Consider the following 22009-nt stretch of genomic DNA (forward strand, 5'->3'; position numbering starts at 1 on the left):
GTAAGGGTATTGCCATCTGATAGTAGTATCGGTATTATGCTGCTCCTTCAACGACAGGCGTATAGCTCAGTTGGTTAGAGCACCACCTTGACATGGTGGGGGTCGTTGGTTCGAGTCCAATTACGCCTACCATTTACTATAACCATGTGATCTCTCGTATTGATCACCACTGGAGCATAATATGCCAGTTATCACTCTCCCTGACGGAAGTCAGCGTTCTTACGAAGTCCCCTTATCCGTACTTGCCGTTGCCGCCGATATTGGCGCAGGTCTTGCCAAAGCGACGCTTGCAGGCAAAGTTGACGGTCAGCTTGTGGATGCCAGTCATCTCATTGAGCAAGACGCTGCCTTAAGTATTATCACCGCCAAAGATGCCGAAGGTCTGGATATTATCCGCCATTCATCGGCGCATCTCATGGCGCAAGCAGTCAAGCAGTTATTCCCTGATGTGCAGGTCACGATTGGTCCTACCATTGAAAACGGCTTCTACTACGATTTCTCCTCCTCACGCCCGTTCACGCCAGAAGATTTACAGGCGATTGAAGCGCGGATGCAGGATTTAATCAAACAAGATATTCCCGTTGAACGCAGCACCTTGTCACGCGATGAAGCAGTCAGCTTCTTCCTGAACATGGGTGAAAAGTACAAAGCGGAAATTATCGAAAGCATTCCTGCTGATCAAACCCTCTCGCTATATCGCCAAGGCGATTTCATTGACTTGTGCCGTGGGCCGCATGTGCCTAGCACCGGTAAAATTCCGGCGGTTAAAGTCATGAAAGTGGCGGGTGCGTACTGGCGCGGTAATTCCAACAACGAGATGCTGCAACGCATTTATGGCACAGCGTGGTTGAGCAAGAAAGACTTGCAAGCCTATTTGACGCTGTTGGAAGAAGCTGAAAAACGTGATCACCGTAAACTCGGTCGTCAACTGGATTTGTTCCATTTTGATGAGCAAGCACCCGGTGCGGTATTTTGGCATCCCAAAGGTTGGACAGTATTCCAAGCGTTAATCGGTTATATGCGTGAACGTCAACAGCGTGCGGGTTACGTCGAGGTGAATACGCCCGATGTGATGGATCGCAGCTTGTGGGAAATCTCTGGTCACTGGTTTAATTACCGTGACAATATGTTTACTACAACTACTGAAGACGAGCGTGTATTTGCCCTGAAACCGATGAACTGCCCCGGTGGTATGTTGATGTTTTCACAGGGTTTAAAGAGCTACCGTGACTTGCCATTGCGGATGGCAGAGTTCGGTAAAGTGCATCGCTACGAGCCTTCCGGTGCATTGCACGGCTTAATGCGGGTGCGTCACTTTACCCAGGATGATGCGCATATCTTCTGTACCGAAGACCAAATGGCGCAAGAGTGTAAAGATGTCGTGGCCTTGGTGCTGGATATTTACAAAGAATTTGGCTTTGAAAATGTTCACATCAAATTGTCAACCCGGCCTGAAAATCGCATTGGCTCTGATGAAAGCTGGGATGTGCTGGAACACGCACTGGGCAGCTCTTTGGAAAACATGGGTTTGCCGTATACGTTATTTCCGGGCGAAGGTGCGTTTTACGGCCCGAAACTGGAGTTCGTGTTGCGCGACGCGATTGGACGCGATTGGCAGTGCGGCACATTGCAAGTTGATATGAGTTTACCTGAGCGTTTTGATCTCACTTACGTTGCTGAGGATAATACTCGCAAGCGTCCGGTGATGTTGCATCGTGCCTTGTTTGGTTCATTGGAACGCTTTACCGGTATCCTTATTGAGCATTATGAGGGTAAATTCCCGCTGTGGTTGTCACCAACGCAGGCTGTCGTGATGAATATCACTGACAAACAGGCAGATTTCGTGCAAACTGCAACCCGGCAATTACTTCAATCGGGTATCCGCGCTGTTGCGGACTTGAGAAATGAAAAAATTGGCTTTAAAATCCGCGAGCATACCATGCAGCGCGTCCCCTATCTGTTGGTAGTGGGTGATCGCGAAGTGGAAACGCAATCGGTTTCCGTGCGCACACGCTCCGGTAAAGACTTGGGAACCTTCCCGTTGGTTGAGGTTCAGCAGCGTCTTAGTACGGAAATTGCGTCACGTAGCGTATCTGTTGCAGAACAGTAATACTTTTTTCTTTGATCTGCGATGCAGATTGAGAATGGATTAAAACGAGGATTAAACTTATCGCTCTCGAAAAAGAACACCGCATCAATGACGATATTAACGTTCCGAAAGTTCGTCTGATTGATATGGATGGGGAAAACCGGGGTGTTGTTTCCCTGCGTGAAGCCCTGGAAATGGCTTACGATGCTGAACTGGAGTTGGTGGAAATCGTCCCGACGGCGAAGCCACCGGTTTGTCGCATCATGGATTACGGTAAATTCCGTTTTGATGAAAGCAAGAAAGCTGCTTTAGCCCGTAAAAACCAGAAACAGGTTCAGGTTAAGGAAATCAAAATGCGTCCGGCGACGGATGAAGGGGATTACCAGATCAAACTGCGTAAGCTCAAAGAGTTTTTGGAAGAGGGCGATAAGGTTAAAGTCACTTTGCGCTTTAAAGGTCGTGAGATGGCGCATAAAGAATTGGGTATGGAAGTACTCAAGCGCGTCGAAAAAGACTTGGTGGAAGACGCTGTTGTAGAACAGTTCCCACGCCTAGAAGGTCGCCAAATGGTCATGATGATGGGGCCGAAAAAGAAATAGGGAGCAATCCCTAAACACCATCCTGTTAAGGCAAGGCACTCTTGCAGGATGTTTTATTCTACCTTACGAAAAGGAGACCAAGATGCCTAAGATGAAGACCAACCGTGGAGCGGCCAAACGCTTCAAGAAGACGGGTAGTGGCTTGTTTAAACGCAAGCAGTCACACCTGCGTCACATTCTGACCAAGAAGTCCACTAAGCGTAAACGTCATCTGCGCTCAGGCGACAACTATGTTGTTGCTGCGGATCACGCCAGCATTCAAAAACTGCTGCCTTACGCATAACTGGAGGACTAAAACATGGCAAGAGTTAAACGTGGTGTAACGGCACGCGCCCGTCACAAAAAAGTCCTGAAACTGGCAAAAGGTCACTACGGTGCCCGTAGCCGTGTCTATCGGGTTGCACATCAGTCTGTTATCAAAGCAGGTCAATATGCATTCCGTGACCGCCGTCAGAAAAAACGCCAATTCCGCGCTTTGTGGATTGTGCGTATTAACGCTGGTGCGCGTCAGTTCGGTCTGTCTTACAGCCGCATGATGAATGGCCTGAAAAAAGCTGAAATTGCGCTTGACCGCAAAGTTTTGGCTGATTTGGCGGTTCACGACATCGCGGCGTTTGGTGCAGTAGCGGAAAAGGCAAAAGCTGCCTTAGCTGCTTAAAGACCCCCATCCCAACCCTTCCCCCGCAGGGGGTGAAGGGCGTAAGAGAGGGATGAACCAGACAAAGGCGGGGAAGGTTTACCTCCTCCGCCTTTTGCTTTTTATTGATAAACCCCATTCAAAAGGAAATCGCCGTGCAAAGTTTGCTGGAACTAATGGGTCATGCCCACGAGCAGATTTCGCAAGCCGCCAGCCTTGCCGCACTGGATCAAGTGCGCGTGCAGTATCTGGGTAAAAATGGCCTGCTGACCGAGCAACTCAAACAGTTGGGTAAGTTACCACCCGAAGAGCGTAAAGCGGCTGGTGCGGAGATTAATACCGCCAAGCAAGCGTTGACCTTGGCTTTGGACGACCGTAAGCAAAGTTTGCAAGCGGATGCTTTGAATGCGCGGTTACAAGCTGAAAAAGTGGATGTAACTCTGCCCGGTCGACGGATGGATACGGGAAGCTTGCATCCGGTAACACTGACAATTCAACGCATTAGCGAGATTTTTGCACAGTTGGGTTTCAGTACCGCAGAAGGCCCGGAAATTGAAGACGATTTCCACAATTTTACCGCGTTAAATATCCCGGAGTCGCATCCGGCGCGTGCGATGCACGATACTTTTTACATGGACAGTGGTTTGTTGTTGCGTACACATACCTCGTCTGTACAGATTCGTCACATGGAACATAACCCACCACCGCTGCGTATTATTGCACCGGGGCGTGTTTACCGTTGTGATTCAGACATGACTCACAGTCCGATGTTTCATCAGGTCGAAGGCTTGATGGTGGACGAAGATGTTACGTTTGCCGATTTGAAAGGCATTTTAGAAGCTTTCTTTAAAGCATTTTTTGAAGTGGATGAATTGCCGACACGTTTCCGCGCGACGTTTTTCCCGTTTACTGAGCCATCGGCAGAAACCGATATTCGTTGTGTGCATTGCGCTGGCGAAGGTTGCCGCGTGTGTAAAGGCACAGGCTGGTTAGAGGTAATGGGTTGCGGCATGGTGCATCCTAACGTGCTGAAAAACGTGGGCATTGATAGCGAAAAATACACCGGCTTTGCGTTTGGTTTCGGAGTTGAGCGTTTGGCAATGTTACGCTACGAAATCAATGATTTGCGCGTGATGTTTGATAATGACGTGCGTTTCTTAAAGCAATTTAGTTAAACGGAGTAACCTTATGAAAGTCAGTGAAAAATGGCTGCGTGAGTGGATTGATACTCCGCTAACGTTGGACGTGATTGCCGATAAGCTCACTATGTCGGGTTGCGAAGTGGAAGCACGTGACCCGGTGGCGACTGCTTTTAGTGGCATTGTCGTTGGGCATGTTGTCGAACGTGAAAAGCACCCGGATGCCGATAAGTTAAGCGTTTGCAAAGTGGATAACGGGCAAGGCGAAGTGCTGCAAATCGTGTGCGGTGCAAGCAATGTGCGTGCCGGTTTGAAAGTGCCGTTGGCGTTAGTCGGTGCAGTGCTGCCATTACCCGATGGCAAAGACCTGAAAATTAAGAAAGGCAAGCTGCGCGGCGTTGAGTCGTTCGGGATGTTGTGTTCTTCCACCGAACTGGGGATGTCGGATAAGTCCGATGGTTTGCTGGAGTTGCCTGATGACGCACCGGTCGGCATGGATATTCGTGATTACCTGCAACTCAATGATGAAGTGATTGAGCTGGCGATTACTGCAAATCGCGGCGATTGCATGAGCATGATCGGGGTAGCGCGTGAAGTGGGGCTATTGTTGGATGCGCCCATGACTCCGCCGGTTATCGAGCCAGCATTAGTAAAGCACGCGGATACCTTTCCGGTCGTTATTGAAGCAACCGATGCTTGCCCGCGTTACGTGGGGCGCGTCATTCGGGGCGTGAATCCGCAAGCGGCGACACCATTGTGGATGCAGGAAAAATTGCGTCGTGCTGGGGTGCGTAGCATTTCTGCATTGGTGGATGTGACTAATTACGTGTTGCTCGAATTAGGGCAGCCGATGCACGCTTTCGATCTTGCAACATTGCAAGACGGTATTTGTGTGCGTTATGCGCGTGATGGCGAAACCTTGACCTTGTTGGATGGGCAAACTGCTACTTTGCGTAGTGATACTTTGGTCATTGCTGACGCGCACCAGCCCGTGGCAATGGCAGGCATTATGGGTGGTGAACCGACTTCGGTAACGGATACAACCCGCGATTTATTCTTGGAAAGTGCGCATTTCCGCCCGGCGAAAATCATGGGTAAGGCGCGTAGTTACGCTTTGCAAACGGATTCATCGGCACGTTTTGAGCGCGGTGTTGATCCTGCCATGCCAGTGCAAGCAATGGAGCGAGCTACCCAATTGATCATTGCTATTTGCGGTGGTGAAGTGGGTGCACTGGTGGAAACTTGCGCTGATGCCAGCGTTTTAGAGCGCAATAGTATTAACTTGCGTCCAGAACGTATTCGGCGGGTGTTGGGTGTGACTATGCCCGATACAACCGTGGAAGGTGTGTTGGCGCGGTTGCATTGTGACGTGGTGAAAACGGCTACAGGTTGGCAAGTACAAGCTCCGTTAGCGCGTTTCGATTTGACGATTGAAGAAGATTTGATCGAAGAATTGGCGCGAGTGGGTGGTTACGACGCGATTCCGGCGCAGTTGCGTCCGCGTGCGCCATGCATTACCCAGCCTAGTGAGTCATCTGTTCGTCAGTCCAGTTTGCGCCAGACTTTGGTGGAGCGTGGTTATCAGGAAGCGGTTACGTTCAGTTTCGTTGATCCGAAAATGGAAGAAACCCTCGCGCCTGGGCAAACAGCATTGGCATTGGCGAATCCGATTTCTGCGGATTTAGCGGTGATGCGCAGCACCTTGTGGTCGGGATTGCTGCGGGCAGTGGCTTACAATCTCAACCGTCAACAAAACCGGGTGCGTTTGTTTGAAATGGGGCCTGCGTTTTACCAAGATGATGCAGGTAAAACCCAACAAAAAACCCACTTGGCAGGGGTCATTACGGGTAATTTGTACCCAGAGCAGTGGGCGCAACTGAACCGTCCGGTGGATTTTTACGACTTAAAGGGCGATGTCGAAGCTCTATTAGAGCAGGCGACAGGTACGCAGTTTCATGTTGCTCCTGTTGCGCATCCGGCCTTGCATCCGGGACAATCCGCACAATTAATGACGGATCAGGCGGTTGTGGGTTGGTTGGGCATGGTTCACCCACGTATTGAAGAGCAATTGGGTTTGTCGCAGCCTGTTTATGTGTTTGAGTTGGATGCGGCTGCATTGCAGCAACGCCAATTGCCGAAGTATCAGCCGGTCTCGAAATTCCCGGCGATTCGGCGTGATTTAGCCTTGCTGGTTAATCGCGATGTGCTGTCAATAGTTTTAGAAAATGCAGTGAAAAAAGCTGCTACGCCACAATTAATGTCCTATCATTTATTTGATGTTTATGTGGGGAAAGGCATCGCTGATGATCAGAAAAGTGTGGCTTTAAGCTTGATTTTCCAAGACTTATCGCGCACGCTCGAAGATATGGAAATCAATCGGATGGTGGATGCTGTGGTCGCGTCGCTTCGGGATGAAGCGGGTGCGGTATTACGTTAAAAACAGGGAGAAAGTGCAAAATGGCAATAACTTTGACCAAAGCCGATATGGTCGAGCATTTATTTGAAGAACTGGGTTTAAACAAACGTGAAGCCAAAGATTTGGTGGAAATGTTTTTTGAAGAAGTGCGTGACGCGCTGGAAACAGGCAGGAATGTAAAGCTGTCTGGGTTTGGCAATTTCATGCTGCGCGACAAAACGCAGCGTCCGGGACGTAACCCTAAAACGGGTGAAGAAATTCCGGTAACGGCACGTCGCGTAGTGACCTTCCGTCCGGGGCAAAAGCTCAAACAACGGGTAGAGGAATATGCAGGAAGCGGTAACGCCGAATAGCCAATTGCCCCCGATTCCGGGCAAACGCTACTTCACTATTGGTGAGGTTAGCGATTTGTGCGGGGTAAAAACGCATGTATTGCGTTATTGGGAGCAAGAGTTTCCTTCCCTCAAGCCGATGAAGCGGCGGGGCAATCGTCGTTACTACCAACGTGACGACGTATTATTGATTCGCCACATTCGCGGCTTGCTGTATGAGCAGGGCTATACCATTAGCGGTGCGCGGCAGAAATTGCAAGATGACGCGCATACGCCGCCACCGGTGGAATTACCGTTGGAACCGATTATGGTGAATGGCTATGATGTCGCACCCATGGTGTTGGAGCTGGAGCGCATTCTTTATGTCCTTAAGCACTGATTTTGGCTTGAGGATGTGCGTTAATTGGGGTAAGCTCTCTCCCCTTCAAGTCGGGGCGTAGCGCAGCCTGGTAGCGCACCACACTGGGGGTGTGGGGGTCGTAGGTTCAAATCCTATCGTCCCGACCAATTTTCTCAACTCTGGAAAAACCGCGTCGCGGTATCTTCTCCCACCCGTTGCAACCACCTTTCAGTCAATGCCTCCAAGCGTTCCGGGTAATTCGCCACAATGTCACGCGCAGCCGTCTGCACCGCAGGCAGCCAATGCTGATCGCGTACTAAACTCGCAATTTTTAAGCGTACATCCCCAGTTTGACGTGTGCCAAGCACTTCGCCAGAGCCACGCAGTTCCAAATCAATATCCGCAATCACGAAACCATCGGTGGTAGTACGCATCGCATCAAGGCGTTTCCGTGCGGTTTTACCCAACGGTGCTTGGTAAAGCAGTACACAACTGCTGGCGACTTTGCCGCGCCCAACCCGTCCGCGTAACTGGTGTAATTGTGCCAAACCCATGCGTTCTGCGTTTTCAATGACCATTAAGGAAGCGTTGGGAACATCTACCCCGACTTCAATTACCGTCGTTGCCACCAGTAATTGCAATGCGCCTTGCTTGAATTCGCGCATAATGCGTTCTTTTTCGCTGCCATGTAAACGCCCGTGTACCAAGCCAACCTGAATGTGGGGCAGGCGTTCGCGCAACAATTCAGCGGTTTTTTCTGCCGCCTCGCACTGCAACACTTCCGATTCTTCGATTAATGTGCATACCCAGTAAACTTGCCGACCTTCGCGGCTGGCAGCGGCAATCCGTTCAATGACTTCATCGCGACGTTCGTTGCTCAATGCTACGGTAGTAATCGGGGTGCGCCCAGGTGGTAATTCATCAATCACCGAGTAATCCATGTCGCCGTAAGCGGTCATTGCCAGCGTGCGCGGAATCGGGGTGGCAGTCATGACCAGTTGATGCGGGTAATGTTCGCCTTGCTTTCCTTTTTCGCGCAGGGCAAAGCGTTGATGCACCCCGAAACGGTGTTGTTCGTCGATAATAATCAAGCCCAGTTGCAGAAATTCCACGCTATTTTGAAACAGCGCGTGCGTACCGACCGCAATATGACCAATGCCAAGCAGTAGGTTTTCAACTTTGCGGCGGCGTTGACGCGCGGTTTGTCCGCCGCTAATGAAGACGGTTTCCACACCTAAAGGCTCTAACCAACGTTGCAAATTTTGGTAATGTTGTTCAGCCAGTAATTCGGTCGGAGCCATGAGCGCGACTTGAAAGCCATTGGCAATGGCGTGCAGGGCGGCTGCCACGGCTACTAACGTTTTACCTGAACCAACATCGCCCTGTACTAAACGATTCATCGGTATTGGTTGCTGTAAATCGTGGGTAATTTCACTGATAACGCGGGTTTGTGCTGCGGTTGGGGCGAACGGCAAAGCGTGGCGTAATGCTTGCCAAAAGTGATTTTCTTCCAGCATTGCCGGAGCTTGCACTTGCTGAATCGCGAGGCGTGCTTGCTGTACACCCAGTTGATGCGCCAGCAATTCCTCAAAAATCAGCCGGGTACTGATGCCGCCTAATCTGCCGTTATCTAATTTACCACCCTGAGGATTGTGTAATAGCTGTAAGCATTCACGCAATGCCGGAAATTGGTGTTGCCGCAACGCACTGGGGGGTAATAACTCCGGTAATTCATCCGCGTGTTCCAGCGCGAGGGTGATTAAACGTCGCAAGGTGCGTTGCTGCAACCCTTCCGTGCTGGGGTAGGTGGGTGTCAGGGTGTTTTCCAGCGGTGGTGGATCGTTAGTGTTTAATAATTGATATTCGGGGTGTGCCATTTCCAGCTTGAAACCCGCTTGGCGCACTTCCCCAAAACAGCGTATCCGTACTCCTTTGGCAAGGCTGTATTTTTGTGCGGTGCTGAAATGAAAAAAGCGTAAGGTTAACAGCCCCGTACCGTCGTGAATGTGACACAACAGCATGGTTCGCCCACGATTAATCACTTCGGTAGCTTCGATTTCACCTTCGACTAATACCTCTTGTTCGGGGCGTAAACTGGCAATCGAGTAAATTCGGGTACGGTCTTGATAGCGCAGTGGCAGGTGAAATAATAAATCAGCCACCCGCACAATACCGAGTTTGCCCAGCTTCTCTGAAAGAGCCGTACCGACCCCGCGCAGTTGACTGACTGGCTCATGTAACACTGTATTTGCCAACACACATCCTCATGTTTTCTGATATAATCCCGCGTTTCATCGTTTAAGTGATCGAACAAGAATATGGCCACATTTGCCAAGGAAATTATCCCCGTAAACCTCGAAGATGAAATGCGCCAGTCCTATTTGGACTATGCCATGAGCGTCATCGTCGGACGTGCATTACCGGATGTCCGTGACGGGTTAAAGCCAGTTCACCGCCGCGTCTTGTTCGCCATGAGCGAGTTGGGCAATGAATGGAACAAACCTTACAAAAAATCCGCTCGCGTCGTCGGTGACGTAATCGGTAAATACCACCCTCACGGCGATACCGCAGTTTATGACACGATGGTGCGGATGGCACAACCGTTTTCATTGCGTTACATGCTGGTGGACGGGCAGGGTAACTTTGGTTCCGTGGACGGCGACTCACCCGCCGCGATGCGTTATACCGAAGTGCGTATGTCTAAACTCGCGCACGAGTTGCAAATGGACATCGACAAAGAAACTGTCGATTTCGTCCCCAACTACGATGGCAACGAAAAAGAACCCAGCGTTTTCCCCACGCGCTTGCCCAACCTGCTGATCAACGGTTCATCCGGTATCGCGGTCGGGATGGCGACGAATATTCCGCCACATAATTTGACCGAAACGGTTAATGCCTGCCTCGCGTTATTGAGCAATCCAGAGTTAACCATCAGTGATTTGATGGAATACCTGCCGGGGCCTGATTTCCCCACAGCGGGGATTATCAACGGCGCACGCGGGATTCGGGATGCGTATCACACCGGTAAAGGGCGCATTTACGTGCGGGCGCGGGCAACCGTTGAAGTGGATGAGCGCACCAGTCGCGAAACCATTATTGTCCATGAATTGCCGTATCAGGTGAATAAAGCCCGGTTGCTGGAAAAAATCGCCGAATTGGTCAAAGAGAAAAAGCTCGAAGGCATCTCCGAATTGCGCGACGAATCCGACAAAGACGGGATGCGCATGGTGATTGAACTCAAGCGCGGCGAATCTGGCGATGTGGTGTTAAACAACCTCTACAAGCAAACCCAGATGCAGAGCGTGTTCGGCATTAATATGGTGGCGTTGCTTGACGGACAGCCACGCTTGCTGAACCTCAAAGATGTGTTGGAAGCTTTCCTGCGTCACCGTCGTGAAATCGTTACCCGTCGCACCATTTTTGAAGTGCGTAAAGCACGTGAACGTGCCCATATCCTCGAAGGTTTGGCTGTCGCGCTGTCTAACATTGACGACATTATTACCCTGATTAAATCCGCGCCCAGCCCTGCCGATGCCAAATTGGGTTTGGTAGCACGCGCTTGGGATGCAGGCATTGTCAGCGATATGTTGAGCCGTTCCGGTGCGGATACCTGCCGCCCTGACGATTTACCGGAACAGTACGGTTTGCGCCCTGATGGCTATTGGCTGTCTGAAGTGCAAGCCCAAGCGATTTTGGATTTGCGCTTGCACCGTTTGACGGGGTTGGAAAAAGACAAAATCATTGCCGAATACCGCGAATTGCTGGAAAAGATTGCCGATTTGCTAGAAATCCTCGGTAATCCTGATCGCTTGCTGCAAGTGATCCGTGATGAATTGCTGCTGGTACGTGATACCTACGGTGATGCACGCCGCACCGAAATCAACGTGGTTGGTGAAGACCTGTGCATGGAAGACCTGATTGCTGACGAAGAAGTCATGGTCACGTTCTCGCACGCCGGTTACGCCAAAGCGCAAACGCTCGACACTTACCGTGCGCAAAAACGCGGCGGACGTGGTAAAGCAGCGACGGCGATGAAAGACGAAGATTTCATCGAAAAGCTCTTCGTTGCCAGTATGCACGATACCTTGCTGTGCTTCTCCAGCCGTGGGCGCATGTATTGGCTAAAAGTTTATCAGTTGCCAATGGGCGGACGCGGTGCTCGCGGCAAGCCAATGGTTAATTTGCTGCCACTGGAAGAAGGCGAACGCATCAATGCAGTGCTGCCGATTCGCGAATACGCCGAAGACAAATACATCTTCATGGCAACCTCCGAAGGTACGGTCAAGAAAACCCCGCTGACTGATTTCTCGCGCCCACGTACTGCGGGGATTATCGCGGTCGATTTGCGTGACGGCGATAAGCTGGTCGACGTGGCTGTGACCAACGGTGATAGCGAAGTCATGTTGTTCAGCACCTCCGGGAAAGCGATTCGCTTCCACGAATCCGATGTGCGGGCAATGGGGCGTACTGCGGCAGGTGTGCGCGGCATTCGCATGGACGAGGGGCAGGAAGTCAACGCACTGATCATTTTGGGCGAAGGCGAACTGCTGATTGCCACCGAAAACGGTTACGGCAAACGTACCCGTGCAGAAGAATTCTCGCAGCAAGGGCGTGGTGGGCAAGGTGTGATTGCGATTCAAACCTCTGACCGCAACGGTAATGCGGTGGGTGCGGTACAAGTGCGCGAAGATTGCCAGATCATGCTCATCACCGACGGCGGAACCTTGGTGCGCACCCCAGTTGCTGACGTTTCCATCGTTGGGCGCAATACGCAGGGTGTTACCCTGATTCGCCTCAATGACGGGGAAAAGTTAGTGCAAATTGCGCCGATTTTGACCGATGTTGCTGATGAAAATGCTGATGTCATTGAAGATGATGCTGATGTAGGTGGATCTGAATAAATGTCGGATGTTCTTTCTCTCCACGAAATTGCAAACTGGCAACTTGCCCCTGAAATGGGTGAAGTAAGAGCAGCGTTACCTGCATTGCAGAGAGGATTTGTATGGAAGGTGCGACAAGTTGAAGAGTTATGGGATTCCATCATTCGGCGGTTTCCCATCGGTGCATTTTTATTGTCACCTTTCGATGAAAAACAAGGAAAGCAGCGTTTTAAGTATGAGCAAAGGCATGAACAAGTTGATACTGTAATATTCACGCCAACTCATCATTTACTGGATGGGCAGCAACGCTCTACAGCAATTGCGCTTGGCTTTATGGATGTTTGGTCTGGGAGCAGTGATAGCGGAAGTGCGTTGTGGGTAGATATTGGTGAAGCACCTAAAAAGCAAGATGTTGAGTTTATTTTTCGTGTTTTAACTCGTTCCCATCCTTGGGGGTATAGCCGTGATGATTCATCGAAAATTCTAACGGCTCAGTATAGAAGAGAAGCTTTAGAAGCTTATCAGCAAGCAACACCCGCGCATAAAGATGCTCGAGTTGCTCAGATACCTTTATCTGTTGTTTGGCCTTGGGATGCTATTGCTCCGATTCCTTTTGCTTTTGTTGTTGCTGCTGTTTGTGAAAGTTCAAGTATAAAACAAGCTAAAGAACATTTAGCACAGAAATTAAAATCATTGAGTTTCTTTATATCATCTAATAAGTATGAAAAATTAGTGGAAGCATTTGATGGGGGTAATCAGTACTTATCTAATAGACTTGATGATTTATTAAGTAAAGTTTGGTATGTTTTTCAAGAGAAAAACTACCGTATCCCTATTCTGATATTGCCATTAGATGAGTTCTCATCAAAAGCCACTATTAATATAGAATCACAAGATGAGGGGGATAATCCTGTACCCGATGCGGTTGAGACACTATTTGTTAGAATTAATAGTAGTGGTACTCGCTTAGAAGGTGAGGAGCTCATGTACTCACTTCTTAAGGCAAGTTGGCCGGAAGCCCCTGATTTTATTGATAAGTTACAACACAAATTGGCATTGCCATCTCGTATTGCTATTTTGTGTGCTAGATTAGTATTAGCTCGTGAAACTGATCGAACTGGTTTTCCTGTTGTTCGCAATGTTTCAGAATTTCGTCGCCTGATGCGTGATAATAATTTTTATAAAAAAATGCAGGATTTTATTAAAAATGATGCGAATGAAATATTTGAATGTGCTCGCCGATATTTAACAAAAGGTGATTTTGCGTTACCAGCAGTATTGGCTGCTGAAGTTGCACAACGATCACCTGATGTATTTTTTCTGTTGCTTCGCTGGATTGATCGTATGCAACAGGAAAAATTAGGAGTGGAGCTGGATATTAATGATCATAAAAAAATGTTGGGGTTTTTAACGGCAATTTCATGGTTCTCAAAAGACAAATCACAAGTCATTAGTCATTTATGGCCTCGTTTGCAGAAGGAGCATAGTCATAAAGTAAAATCATTCTTCTCGAAAAGAAATTTTAAATTTGCATTTGAACTTATGGACTCTGGAAAATATAGATTAGTGCCGTTAATTCCGCCCGAACTATTAATGGATGTCTTTGAGAAGAGGGTTTTGAATGGTGCAAGCAATTATCCTGGAATCAAAAACAAAGACAGTAGAATCTGGAAAGAATGGGGTTGGCAGCCTTGGCTCATAAACACAATACCAAATACTTTGAAGCTATGGTATGCAAGCTCATATAATGAAAGTTGGAATGTACAAAAAGACACTCAAGACGAGGGTTTAGTTGGCCTGTATTTAGGGTCGTGGCAAATGTTTATTAATTTTTTATGGGGAAATAGGTCGGTTTTGCTGTATTCTCAGCGAGTATCATTGAATCAATGGTTTCCTGATTTTGATCCTTCTCTGCCGGATAGTATGGAAGATACAAATCGTCCTTGGGATTATGATCACATCCATCCACACAGTTATCTAAAAAATCACAAGAAAATTCCACAACTGATTAAAGATTGGCATGGTTCTATTGGAAATTTTCGGGCGTGGCCTTTAGAGCTGAATCGGTCTGATAGTGATTCATCTCCGTCATCTAAGTTACAAGATAACCAGCACAGGATAGCATCAGTTATCAATGACGATATTTGGTATTTCTGGGGAAATTCTACGCCATCATCGGATTTTCCTGCTAACTATCTTGCTAAAGATGATTACCATAAGCAAAGAGTCGCTTTAGTAGAGGCAATCATAAGAAGGTTTGTAACGCTATATGAAGAGTGGTACAGAACACTGAAGATCGGAGAGTTAACTCGATAAAATACTATGTTTGATAGATATTTGTATTAAAATTGTCATAGAGTTTTGGGGAAAACGGAGGTTCGTATGCGCAAACAACGTATCGTTTACACTTCGCCGCTGGATGCACTAGTGGCAATCAGCAAGCGGTTGAGTTTGTATGAAGCTCAGCAGCACATGGATTCCGAGACATTCGCTGACCGTTATCGTAAAGGCAACGTGTCGGATGATGCCGTTTTTGTTGAATGGTCAAACGACTATAAACATTACCTCGCGTTGCACCAACAATTAGCGGGGTTGCTACGTGCGGCTGCATGAATTACTCGAAGCATACCTAAATAAGGTGGAAGCGGCAGTTGCGGCATTGCCAGCGTATGCAGAAACTTATATAGAAGAAGTTTTGACCGCAGAGCGGGCGAATTTGGCGTTTCGGTTGCGTTTTAGTAACGGTTTTTTGCTGGAAGTAAGTGCCGCTATGGTGGTGGAAGCCGAGGGTCTTAAGACGCTGGGCTATCGTTATCATTGTCAGGATGCATCCAATACCATGCTGATCCGTTATGATGACACACCGCATTTTCGGAAGTTATCGACATTTCCGCATCATAAACACATTAAAGATGCCGTTATTGCTCATGATGAACCTGATTTACTTGCTGTTTTACAAGAAGTTTCAGAGCTTGAGCCTAACTAGAAATGCTATTAATTAGGGATAGGTATCCATGAGTAGAGTATTCAATTTCAGCGCAGGCCCCGCCATATTACCCGAAGCGGTGCTGGCACAAGCGCAAGCGGAAATGCTGGACTGGCAGGGTTGCGGGATGTCGGTGCTGGAAATGAGTCACCGCGAACAGCACTTTGCGTCGATTGCCGCGCAAGCCGAGGCAGATTTACGCGAATTGCTGGGTATTCCGAGCAATTACAAAGTGTTGTTTTTGCAGGGTGGGGCGTATAGCCAGTTTTCGATGATTCCGATGAATTTATTGCGTGGCAAAACCCGCATGGATTACGTCGACACGGGTGATTGGTCATCAAAAGCGATTGATGAAGCACGGCGTTACGGCGATGTGAACGTGGTTGCATCGAGCATTGCGGGCAATTACACCAGCATTCCTGATCCGGCAACTTGGCAATGTGACCCGAACGCGGCGTATTTGCACTATACCCCGAATGAAACGATTCGTGGCGTGGAGTTTGGTTTTGTGCCGGATGCGGGCGATGTGCCATTGGTGGCAGATTTTTCATCGACGATTTTGTCGCGTCCGATTGATGTCAGTCGTTTTGGGCTGATTTACGCGGGGGCGCAAAAGAACATCGGGCCTGCGGGTTTGACCATCGTGATTGTGCGTGAGGATTTACTGGGGCAAACCGTGCCGTGTACGCCAGTCATGTTTGATTACAAAGTGCAGGCAGACAACGGTTCGATGTATAATACACCGCCAACTTATGCATGGTATTTGGCAGGTTTAGTGTTTAAGTGGTTGAAAGCACAAGGTGGTTTGTCGGTAATGGCGGCGATCAATGAGCGCAAGGCCAACAAGTTGTATGCGGCAATTGACGCTTCAGACTTTTATCATTGCCCTGTTGATCTGACGTACCGTTCATGGATGAATATACCGTTTACGCTGGCAAAACCAGCCTTAGATAAGGCATTTGCTGCCGAAGCTGAACAAGCGGGCTTGGTTTCCCTGAAAGGCCACCGTTCGGTCGGTGGGATGCGTGCCAGTATTTATAATGCCATGCCGGAAGCCGGTGTGGATGCTTTGATTCATTTCATGCAGGACTTCGCGCAACGCAATGGCTGATACCTTCAATTTGCAAGCAATCCGTGAGCGCATTGACGCGCTGGATACCCAAATTTTAGCCTTGCTCAACGAACGCGCACAATGTGCCGAGCAAGTGGCACACGCGAAGTTGGCGGAAGACCCGAATGCGACGTTTTACCGCCCCGAACGCGAGGCGCAAATCCTCATGCGGATGCAGCTCTTGAATGCGGGGCCGTTGCGCAATGAGCAAGTGACGCATTTATTCCGCGAAATCATTGCCTCGTGTCTCGCACTGGAAGAGTCAATGAAAATTGCCTATCTGGGGCCAGCCGGAACCTTTACTCAAGAAGCGACATACAAACATTTTGGGATGAATGTTGGTACGTTGCCGGTGGATTCGATTGCGCAAGTGTTCCGCGAAGTGGAAGCGGGCAGGGTGCGTTACGGAGTCGTGCCGGTTGAAAATTCTACCGAAGGCGTGATTGCGCACACGCTGGATATGTTTGTGCAGTCGACGTTGCAGGTGTGCGGGGAGATTTCCTTGCGCATCCACCAAAACTTAATGTGTGTACATCAGGATTGGCAGACAGTGACCAAGGTGTATGCCCATGCGCAATCGCTGGGGCAATGTCGCTATTGGTTGGATAAACACTTACCCCATGCGCAACGTATTCCGGTGAGCAGTAATGCGGAAGCTGCGCGTTTGGTGGCTGCGGATACCGATGCAGTAGCGATTGGAAGTCGCCAAGCTGCACCGATTTACGGTTTGCAGATTGTGCAAGACAGCATCGAAGATAATCCCAACAATACCACGCGCTTTTTGGTGATTGGCAACCAAGTGGTTGCGCCGAGCGGTAATGACCGGACTTCCTTGCTGATTTCGACCCGTAATCAACCGGGATCGTTATACCACTTGTTGAAACCGTTAGCGGAAAACGGGGTCGACATGACGCGGATTGAGTCGCGTCCTTCCCGCACCACCAACTGGGAATATTTCTTCTTTTTGGATGTGCGTGGGCATGAACAAGATGCTCCGATTCGCAATGCCTTGGCAATGCTGCGTGCGAATGCTGCTGTGGTACGGGTGTTGGGTTCTTATCCGATTGCGATTGTGTAATACCAAACAGGCGAGGTTTGTGTATGGGTAGTCAGTTATCATCTTGGTTCGTGACCTTGGTATTGGGTGCGGCACTTTTGAGTGGATGCGCAACCACATCGCCAACCTTGGGAACAACAGACTACCCTAGTGGTTTGGCAACGCCTTTGTCACAGACGGACGGTTACGGTTTATTGGCGAAGCCTGCACCCTTGCCAAAAAACGTGAGCGAACAAGCGTATCAGCAGGCCAAGCAAAGTTGTGATACTGGTTGCGTGACACCTGCGGGGACGTTGCTGGGGACAGTCGATCGCGTGAATGCCTATTCCAATTGCCAGTCAACATGCGCACGTTCTGAGTTTTCTTTCATGGACTTACGCAATAAAGCGGTGTCATTACATCAAAAGCCACCCGCAGATGCTCATTTGCATTACATTGGTTTGAGTTATCAGTGCGTCGAATATGCTCGCCGTTGGTGGATGACCAACCTTGGGATTACGTTTGGGGATGTCGATAGTGCTCATGAAATCCTTTACCTGACCGAAGGTAAAGATATTCGTAGCAAAGCAAGTTTTCCATTGGCGCGTTCCATTAACGGTACTGCGCAACGCCCGCCGAAGCGCGGCGATTTGCTGATCTATTACCCTGATCCGAAGAATCCAAAGTGGCGGCATGGGCATATTGCCGTTGTGGTTGGCGTTGATCAACAACAAGGCTGGGTGTCAGTAGCAGAGCAGAACTACGATAATTTACCTTGGGCGCAACCACACTATGCCCGCCAACTCCGTTTATTTAATGTTGGCGGACGCTATCATGTGGTCGACGTTGTTAGCGATAAGGTAAGCAATCCAGTGGGTGGTTTAGTTTCTGGTTGGATTTACCCGGCAACGCGTTAATTCACGGCTCATACCAAGTCGTCAACGTCATGGTTTGATTGTGCAAATCGCAATCACCTTTGGCGTAAGGTGAGATTTCACCGTAGGAGTAAAAGCCAATTTGCTGGGTGGCTTCCGGTAAAATATCCAGCACAGCTTCCACTTCTTCTTCCGCATCCGCACCCATGACCATGCGTCGTCCGACACAACTGATGGCAATGCACAATACGGATTGTGTGGTGTGCGTATCACTCATTAATGCGGCTTGTTCCGCACCCTCCACCAGTTGATCAATATTGGCTCGCATCAATTGAGCGTAAGCACCGACCGGAATATCGCCTGCAAAAGTGAGCGATTGGGTGGCTTCATCCACGGCTAAAATCGTGCGTACCAACTCCTTGTCTTCACCGGGCTGGCTTAAAGCCAACGGGAAACGCAAGCCAGTAGCTGGTAAACCTGTTGCCATGTCACCAAGGTAGGTTTTATACAAAGCGAGGGCAGGTTTGCCGCTTAATTCGTACAATATATTGTGTTCAGCGCGGGTGACTTCACGGGCAGGGCCAAACGGAACCCAACCACCCTTGGAACCATGCCCAACGCTAATATTGCCGTATAACCCCAATGCAGTGACAACACGCTCAACCGGTTTGCCATTTTGCAATACCCATGTGCTTGAGAAGTGTTCGCCATCACCCGCTAGCCCACCTGTAACGGTAACGCCTTGCAGTACATCATTAAAGCCTTGTGCTAACTCACTGCCGTTTACATGCAAACCATCCGATAATACGAATACGCCGCGCAAATCTTCGCCAGATAATTGATCGGCTAATAATCGCCCGGTATAGCGTGAGTCTTGGATTTCACGGACGACGCTATGGGCAAAGCGTAACTGACTGGATTCAAAACTAATAATCGCAATGACTAAGCCGCCGTCGTGAATGCGTTTGCCAAGAATTTCACCTGCACTGGAGCAGCCCATGATAATCGCTTGCGGGTATTGCGCCCGTAAGGTATCAAATGGGATTGAATTATTAGCAAAGCACGAATGTCCGAACACCAGTACCAAACACTGTTCAGCAGTGATAACGGGTAAGGGCGTGGAAAAACCGTGTGTTGCGGAATAACTGAGGGTAACTGTTTTCATTATTGTGCCACTCCGGGGTAACAGAATGATTTATCATTAAGTCCCGGATGGTGGCACAAACGGTAGGCAGATGCCAGCAATTACAGACGAGTGGAATTCGTTGAGGCAGCTAATAGCTGGCTATTATCGTCTAAAAACTCACGTACAAATGGCTTGGTGCGGGCACTGCTGAAACGAGCGATTTCTTCACCTTTTTCGATCAATACCACGGTTGGAAACCCGCGTACTTTGTAACGTCCGGCCAGTTTTAGGTTCTCATCTTCTTCAGTATCGACTTTTGCCAGTAATACTTTGCCGTGGTATTCAGCAACCACTGCTTTCAGCACAGGATCAAGAAACAGGCAAGGACCACACCAGTCCGCCCAAAAGTCAACCAGTACTGGGTGTTGTGCTGAGGCTTGTAATACACGCTCATCAAAATCACTAAAGCCATTAATATCAAATACAAACTTGGGCATACATGCCTCCTATGAAGGGATGCGCGATTATAACGGGCTTGCCACAACAGGAAAATACCCTGTACTGGGCAGGTGCAATACCGTTATGGCTAACGCTGCGCTACACTAATTCCGAGTATTTTACTTGGTATTTTTGGGGAGGTGTTCAATGGCAGCCGTGGTGCGTTCTACTTGGGTGCAAGGTGAAGTATTAACTAATCATCAATGGACAGCCCGCTTGTTTTCTTTACGAATTAAAGTGCCTTTGATGCCTTTTAAAGCCGGTCAATTTGTGCGGTTGCAATTGCCGATTGAGCAAGGCGGTAAGTCGGTGTTGGTGGCAAAACCTTACTCTTTATTGAACGCGCCGGATGATACCGATGTTGCGGAAATTTTTTATAACACTGTTCCCGGCGGATTACTTTCTCAGGCATTAGCAACGTTGCGCAGCGGCGATATTGTGGATGTCTCACAGCCCGCCAGTGGTTTTTTTGTGCTGGATGAAGTGCCTGCCGCGCAACATTTATGGCTCATGGCAACCGGTACGGGGTTAGGGCCTTATTTGTCGATTTTAAAAACGGCGCAGGTCTGGGAACGGTTCGAGAAAGTGATTTTAGTGCATGGTGTGCCATTACGCACTGAGCTGGTTTACGCTGATTTGATTCAGGCATTCGCAACCCAGCACCCGCCGCAATTTCAGTTTATTAGCTGTGTTAGCCGCGATAGTAACCCTAATGGGCTAGAAGGACGCATGACCACGCACCTAGCCAGCGGTGCTTTGGAGCGAAAAGCCGGTGTCAGCATCAATCCGTCAACAACGCATGTGATGTTGTGTGGAAATCATAACATGCTGAATGATATGAAGAATTCTCTCAGTGAGCGGGGTTTGCAGCGACATTTACGCCATAAGCCGGGACATATTACGACAGAGCAGTACTTTTAATGTCGTAATCCGGGTGCAAGCTATGTAAAATTGACCGCTTGACTTAGGGTTACGGATAAAAGACAGGCAATGAATCCGGATTTTCTCGACTTTGAACAGCCTATCGCCGAATTACAGGCGAAAATTGAAGAACTGCGTTATGTGGGCGATGCAGAAATTAATTTGAGCGAAGAAGTTAGCAAGCTGGAGGAAAAAGCCGGTTCGTTGACGCGCTCTATTTTTGCTAAATTGACACCGCGCCAAATCTCTCAATTGGCACGTCACCCCAAGCGTCCTTACACCTTGGACTTGATCCGTTGTCTGTTTACGGACTTTAAGGAATTGCACGGTGATCGTGCATTCGCGGATGATAAAGCGATTATTGGCGGGTTAGCACGTTTCCGTGATCAGCCGGTCATGGTGATTGGTCATCAAAAAGGCCGTGACACCAAGGAAAATATTTTACGCAATTTCGGGATGCCTCGTCCTGAAGGTTATCGTAAAGCCTTGCGCTTAATGCGTTTAGCCGAAAAGTTTCACCTGCCAGTGATTACCTTTATTGATACCCCCGGTGCTTATCCTGGTATCGGTGCGGAAGAGCGTGGTCAAAGCGAAGCCATTGCGCGTAATCTTTACGAAATGGCGAAACTGCGTGTGCCGATTATTTGTACCGTGGTGGGTGAAGGCGGTTCCGGTGGTGCGTTAGCGATTGGCGTGGGTGATCGAGTGATGATGCTGCAATACGCTACGTACTCGGTGATCTCACCTGAAGGTTGCGCCTCGATTTTGTGGAAAAGCGCGGAAAAAGCCGCTGATGCTGCCGATGCAATGGGCATTACGGCTGATCGTCTGAAATCCCTTGGCTTGATTGATCAGATCATTCCTGAGCCGTTGGGTGGAGCGCACCGCGATATTGAAGCTGCCGCGCAAGCTGTGGGTGAGGCTTTGGATGCTAACCTGCGTGCCTTGAATGCGACTAAAATCGACACCTTATTAGACAAACGTTACCAGCGTATTATGGGATTCGGGCAGTTCGAGGAATAGG

20 protein-coding genes and 2 tRNA genes are annotated in these 22009 nt (G+C 49.1%); 19 read left to right on the forward strand and 3 right to left on the reverse strand.

Features of this window, described 5'->3' with window-relative positions:
- Positions 1 to 55 precede the first annotated feature (55 nt).
- The 10 genes from J9260_RS07215 to J9260_RS07260 all read left to right on the forward strand — a co-directional run bounded on the left by J9260_RS07215 (position 56) and on the right by J9260_RS07260 (position 7719).
- Positions 56 to 132, forward strand: a tRNA-Val gene (locus tag J9260_RS07215).
- Between the two features lie 49 nt (positions 133 to 181).
- Positions 182 to 2110, forward strand: a complete 1929-nt coding sequence (gene thrS, locus J9260_RS07220) for a threonine--tRNA ligase (RefSeq protein ID WP_210220337.1) — start codon at positions 182 to 184, stop codon at positions 2108 to 2110.
- A gap of 59 nt (positions 2111 to 2169) precedes the next feature.
- The gene (infC, locus tag J9260_RS07225; protein ID WP_210220743.1) at positions 2170 to 2688 is read left to right on the forward strand and encodes a translation initiation factor IF-3; all 519 of its coding nucleotides are present in this window, start codon (positions 2170 to 2172) and stop codon (positions 2686 to 2688) included.
- Between the two features lie 82 nt (positions 2689 to 2770).
- The gene (gene rpmI / locus J9260_RS07230; RefSeq protein WP_210220338.1) at positions 2771 to 2971 is read left to right on the forward strand and encodes a 50S ribosomal protein L35; all 201 of its coding nucleotides are present in this window, start codon (positions 2771 to 2773) and stop codon (positions 2969 to 2971) included.
- 15 nt (positions 2972 to 2986) lie between these two features.
- The gene (rplT, locus tag J9260_RS07235; RefSeq protein ID WP_210220339.1) at positions 2987 to 3346 is read left to right on the forward strand and encodes a 50S ribosomal protein L20; all 360 of its coding nucleotides are present in this window, start codon (positions 2987 to 2989) and stop codon (positions 3344 to 3346) included.
- A gap of 134 nt (positions 3347 to 3480) precedes the next feature.
- Positions 3481 to 4500: a phenylalanine--tRNA ligase subunit alpha gene (pheS, locus tag J9260_RS07240; protein ID WP_210220340.1), complete on the forward strand. Its 1020-nt coding sequence runs from the start codon at positions 3481 to 3483 to the stop codon at positions 4498 to 4500.
- Positions 4501 to 4513: 13 nt separating this feature from the next.
- Entirely contained in the window at positions 4514 to 6901 is a 2388-nt protein-coding gene (pheT, locus tag J9260_RS07245; RefSeq protein ID WP_210220341.1) for a phenylalanine--tRNA ligase subunit beta, read from the forward strand.
- Between the two features lie 26 nt (positions 6902 to 6927).
- Positions 6928 to 7233, forward strand: coding sequence for an integration host factor subunit alpha (gene ihfA / locus J9260_RS07250; RefSeq protein ID WP_425520116.1), 306 nt, complete (start codon positions 6928 to 6930; stop codon positions 7231 to 7233).
- Positions 7208 to 7591, forward strand: a complete 384-nt coding sequence (locus J9260_RS07255) for a MerR family transcriptional regulator (RefSeq protein ID WP_210220343.1) — start codon at positions 7208 to 7210, stop codon at positions 7589 to 7591. The genes ihfA and J9260_RS07255 overlap by 26 nt, the downstream gene beginning before the upstream one ends.
- Positions 7592 to 7642: 51 nt before the next feature.
- Positions 7643 to 7719, forward strand: a tRNA-Pro gene (locus tag J9260_RS07260).
- A gap of 6 nt (positions 7720 to 7725) precedes the next feature.
- Here J9260_RS07260 and recG read toward each other — a convergent pair.
- The gene (gene recG / locus J9260_RS07265; RefSeq protein ID WP_210220344.1) at positions 7726 to 9810 is read right to left on the reverse strand and encodes an ATP-dependent DNA helicase RecG; all 2085 of its coding nucleotides are present in this window, start codon (positions 9808 to 9810) and stop codon (positions 7726 to 7728) included.
- A 60-nt stretch (positions 9811 to 9870) separates the two neighbouring features.
- Between recG and gyrA the strand changes: the two genes are divergently transcribed.
- The 7 genes from gyrA to J9260_RS07300 all read left to right on the forward strand — a co-directional run bounded on the left by gyrA (position 9871) and on the right by J9260_RS07300 (position 18482).
- Positions 9871 to 12453 (forward strand): DNA gyrase subunit A, encoded by a 2583-nt coding sequence (gyrA, locus tag J9260_RS07270; protein ID WP_210220345.1) that lies wholly within the window; start codon positions 9871 to 9873, stop codon positions 12451 to 12453.
- Entirely contained in the window at positions 12454 to 14748 is a 2295-nt protein-coding gene (locus tag J9260_RS07275) for a DUF262 domain-containing protein (protein ID WP_210220346.1), read from the forward strand.
- Between the two features lie 66 nt (positions 14749 to 14814).
- Positions 14815 to 15045 carry an antitoxin TumA gene (gene tumA / locus J9260_RS07280; RefSeq protein WP_202716534.1) on the forward strand — a complete coding sequence of 77 codons (231 nt, stop codon included), beginning with the start codon at positions 14815 to 14817 and terminating at the stop codon, positions 15043 to 15045.
- Positions 15032 to 15418: a toxin TumE gene (tumE, locus tag J9260_RS07285; protein ID WP_210220347.1), complete on the forward strand. Its 387-nt coding sequence runs from the start codon at positions 15032 to 15034 to the stop codon at positions 15416 to 15418. The genes tumA and tumE overlap by 14 nt, the downstream gene beginning before the upstream one ends.
- A gap of 28 nt (positions 15419 to 15446) precedes the next feature.
- Positions 15447 to 16529: a 3-phosphoserine/phosphohydroxythreonine transaminase gene (gene serC, locus J9260_RS07290; protein ID WP_210220348.1), complete on the forward strand. Its 1083-nt coding sequence runs from the start codon at positions 15447 to 15449 to the stop codon at positions 16527 to 16529.
- Positions 16522 to 17607: a prephenate dehydratase gene (gene pheA, locus J9260_RS07295; protein ID WP_210220349.1), complete on the forward strand. Its 1086-nt coding sequence runs from the start codon at positions 16522 to 16524 to the stop codon at positions 17605 to 17607. Before serC ends, pheA begins: the two co-directional genes overlap by 8 nt.
- A gap of 23 nt (positions 17608 to 17630) precedes the next feature.
- Entirely contained in the window at positions 17631 to 18482 is an 852-nt protein-coding gene (locus J9260_RS07300; RefSeq protein ID WP_210220350.1) for a CHAP domain-containing protein, read from the forward strand.
- Between the two features lies 1 nt (position 18483).
- Here J9260_RS07300 and J9260_RS07305 read toward each other — a convergent pair whose 3' ends face one another.
- Positions 18484 to 19605, reverse strand: coding sequence for an FIST signal transduction protein (locus J9260_RS07305; RefSeq protein ID WP_210220351.1), 1122 nt, complete (start codon positions 19603 to 19605; stop codon positions 18484 to 18486).
- A gap of 80 nt (positions 19606 to 19685) precedes the next feature.
- On the reverse strand, positions 19686 to 20063 hold the full coding sequence (locus tag J9260_RS07310) for a thioredoxin family protein (RefSeq protein ID WP_210220352.1): 378 nt from the start codon (positions 20061 to 20063) through the stop codon (positions 19686 to 19688).
- 148 nt (positions 20064 to 20211) lie between these two features.
- Here J9260_RS07310 and J9260_RS07315 point away from each other — a divergent pair, with 148 nt between their 5' ends.
- Together J9260_RS07315 and J9260_RS07320 are read left to right on the forward strand one after the other, a co-directional pair.
- The gene (locus tag J9260_RS07315; protein WP_210220353.1) at positions 20212 to 20985 is read left to right on the forward strand and encodes a ferredoxin--NADP reductase; all 774 of its coding nucleotides are present in this window, start codon (positions 20212 to 20214) and stop codon (positions 20983 to 20985) included.
- A gap of 69 nt (positions 20986 to 21054) precedes the next feature.
- Positions 21055 to 22008: an acetyl-CoA carboxylase carboxyltransferase subunit alpha gene (locus J9260_RS07320; protein ID WP_210220354.1), complete on the forward strand. Its 954-nt coding sequence runs from the start codon at positions 21055 to 21057 to the stop codon at positions 22006 to 22008.
- Position 22009: the final 1 nt, after the last annotated feature.

Source organism: Thiothrix unzii, assembly GCF_017901175.1.
Taxonomy (GTDB): domain Bacteria; phylum Pseudomonadota; class Gammaproteobacteria; order Thiotrichales; family Thiotrichaceae; genus Thiothrix; species Thiothrix unzii.

Excerpts from the sequence above, each read along its gene's own strand:
- pheT (WP_210220341.1), top strand. The coding sequence starts at position 4,514 with ATGAAAGTCAGTGAAAAATGGCTGCGTGAGTGGATTGATACTCCGCTA.
- J9260_RS07255 (WP_210220343.1), top strand. The coding sequence starts at position 7,208 with ATGCAGGAAGCGGTAACGCCGAATAGCCAATTGCCCCCGATTCCGGGC.
- J9260_RS07310 (WP_210220352.1), bottom strand. The coding sequence starts at position 20,063 with ATGCCCAAGTTTGTATTTGATATTAATGGCTTTAGTGATTTTGATGAG.
- serC (WP_210220348.1), top strand. The coding sequence starts at position 15,447 with ATGAGTAGAGTATTCAATTTCAGCGCAGGCCCCGCCATATTACCCGAA.
- J9260_RS07305 (WP_210220351.1), bottom strand. The coding sequence starts at position 19,605 with ATGAAAACAGTTACCCTCAGTTATTCCGCAACACACGGTTTTTCCACG.
- pheA (WP_210220349.1), top strand. The coding sequence starts at position 16,522 with ATGGCTGATACCTTCAATTTGCAAGCAATCCGTGAGCGCATTGACGCG.
- J9260_RS07320 (WP_210220354.1), top strand. The coding sequence starts at position 21,055 with ATGAATCCGGATTTTCTCGACTTTGAACAGCCTATCGCCGAATTACAG.
- rpmI (WP_210220338.1), top strand. The coding sequence starts at position 2,771 with ATGCCTAAGATGAAGACCAACCGTGGAGCGGCCAAACGCTTCAAGAAG.
- J9260_RS07315 (WP_210220353.1), top strand. The coding sequence starts at position 20,212 with ATGGCAGCCGTGGTGCGTTCTACTTGGGTGCAAGGTGAAGTATTAACT.
- gyrA (WP_210220345.1), top strand. The coding sequence starts at position 9,871 with ATGGCCACATTTGCCAAGGAAATTATCCCCGTAAACCTCGAAGATGAA.
- thrS (WP_210220337.1), top strand. The coding sequence starts at position 182 with ATGCCAGTTATCACTCTCCCTGACGGAAGTCAGCGTTCTTACGAAGTC.
- J9260_RS07275 (WP_210220346.1), top strand. The coding sequence starts at position 12,454 with ATGTCGGATGTTCTTTCTCTCCACGAAATTGCAAACTGGCAACTTGCC.
- tumA (WP_202716534.1), top strand. The coding sequence starts at position 14,815 with ATGCGCAAACAACGTATCGTTTACACTTCGCCGCTGGATGCACTAGTG.
- J9260_RS07300 (WP_210220350.1), top strand. The coding sequence starts at position 17,631 with ATGGGTAGTCAGTTATCATCTTGGTTCGTGACCTTGGTATTGGGTGCG.
- rplT (WP_210220339.1), top strand. The coding sequence starts at position 2,987 with ATGGCAAGAGTTAAACGTGGTGTAACGGCACGCGCCCGTCACAAAAAA.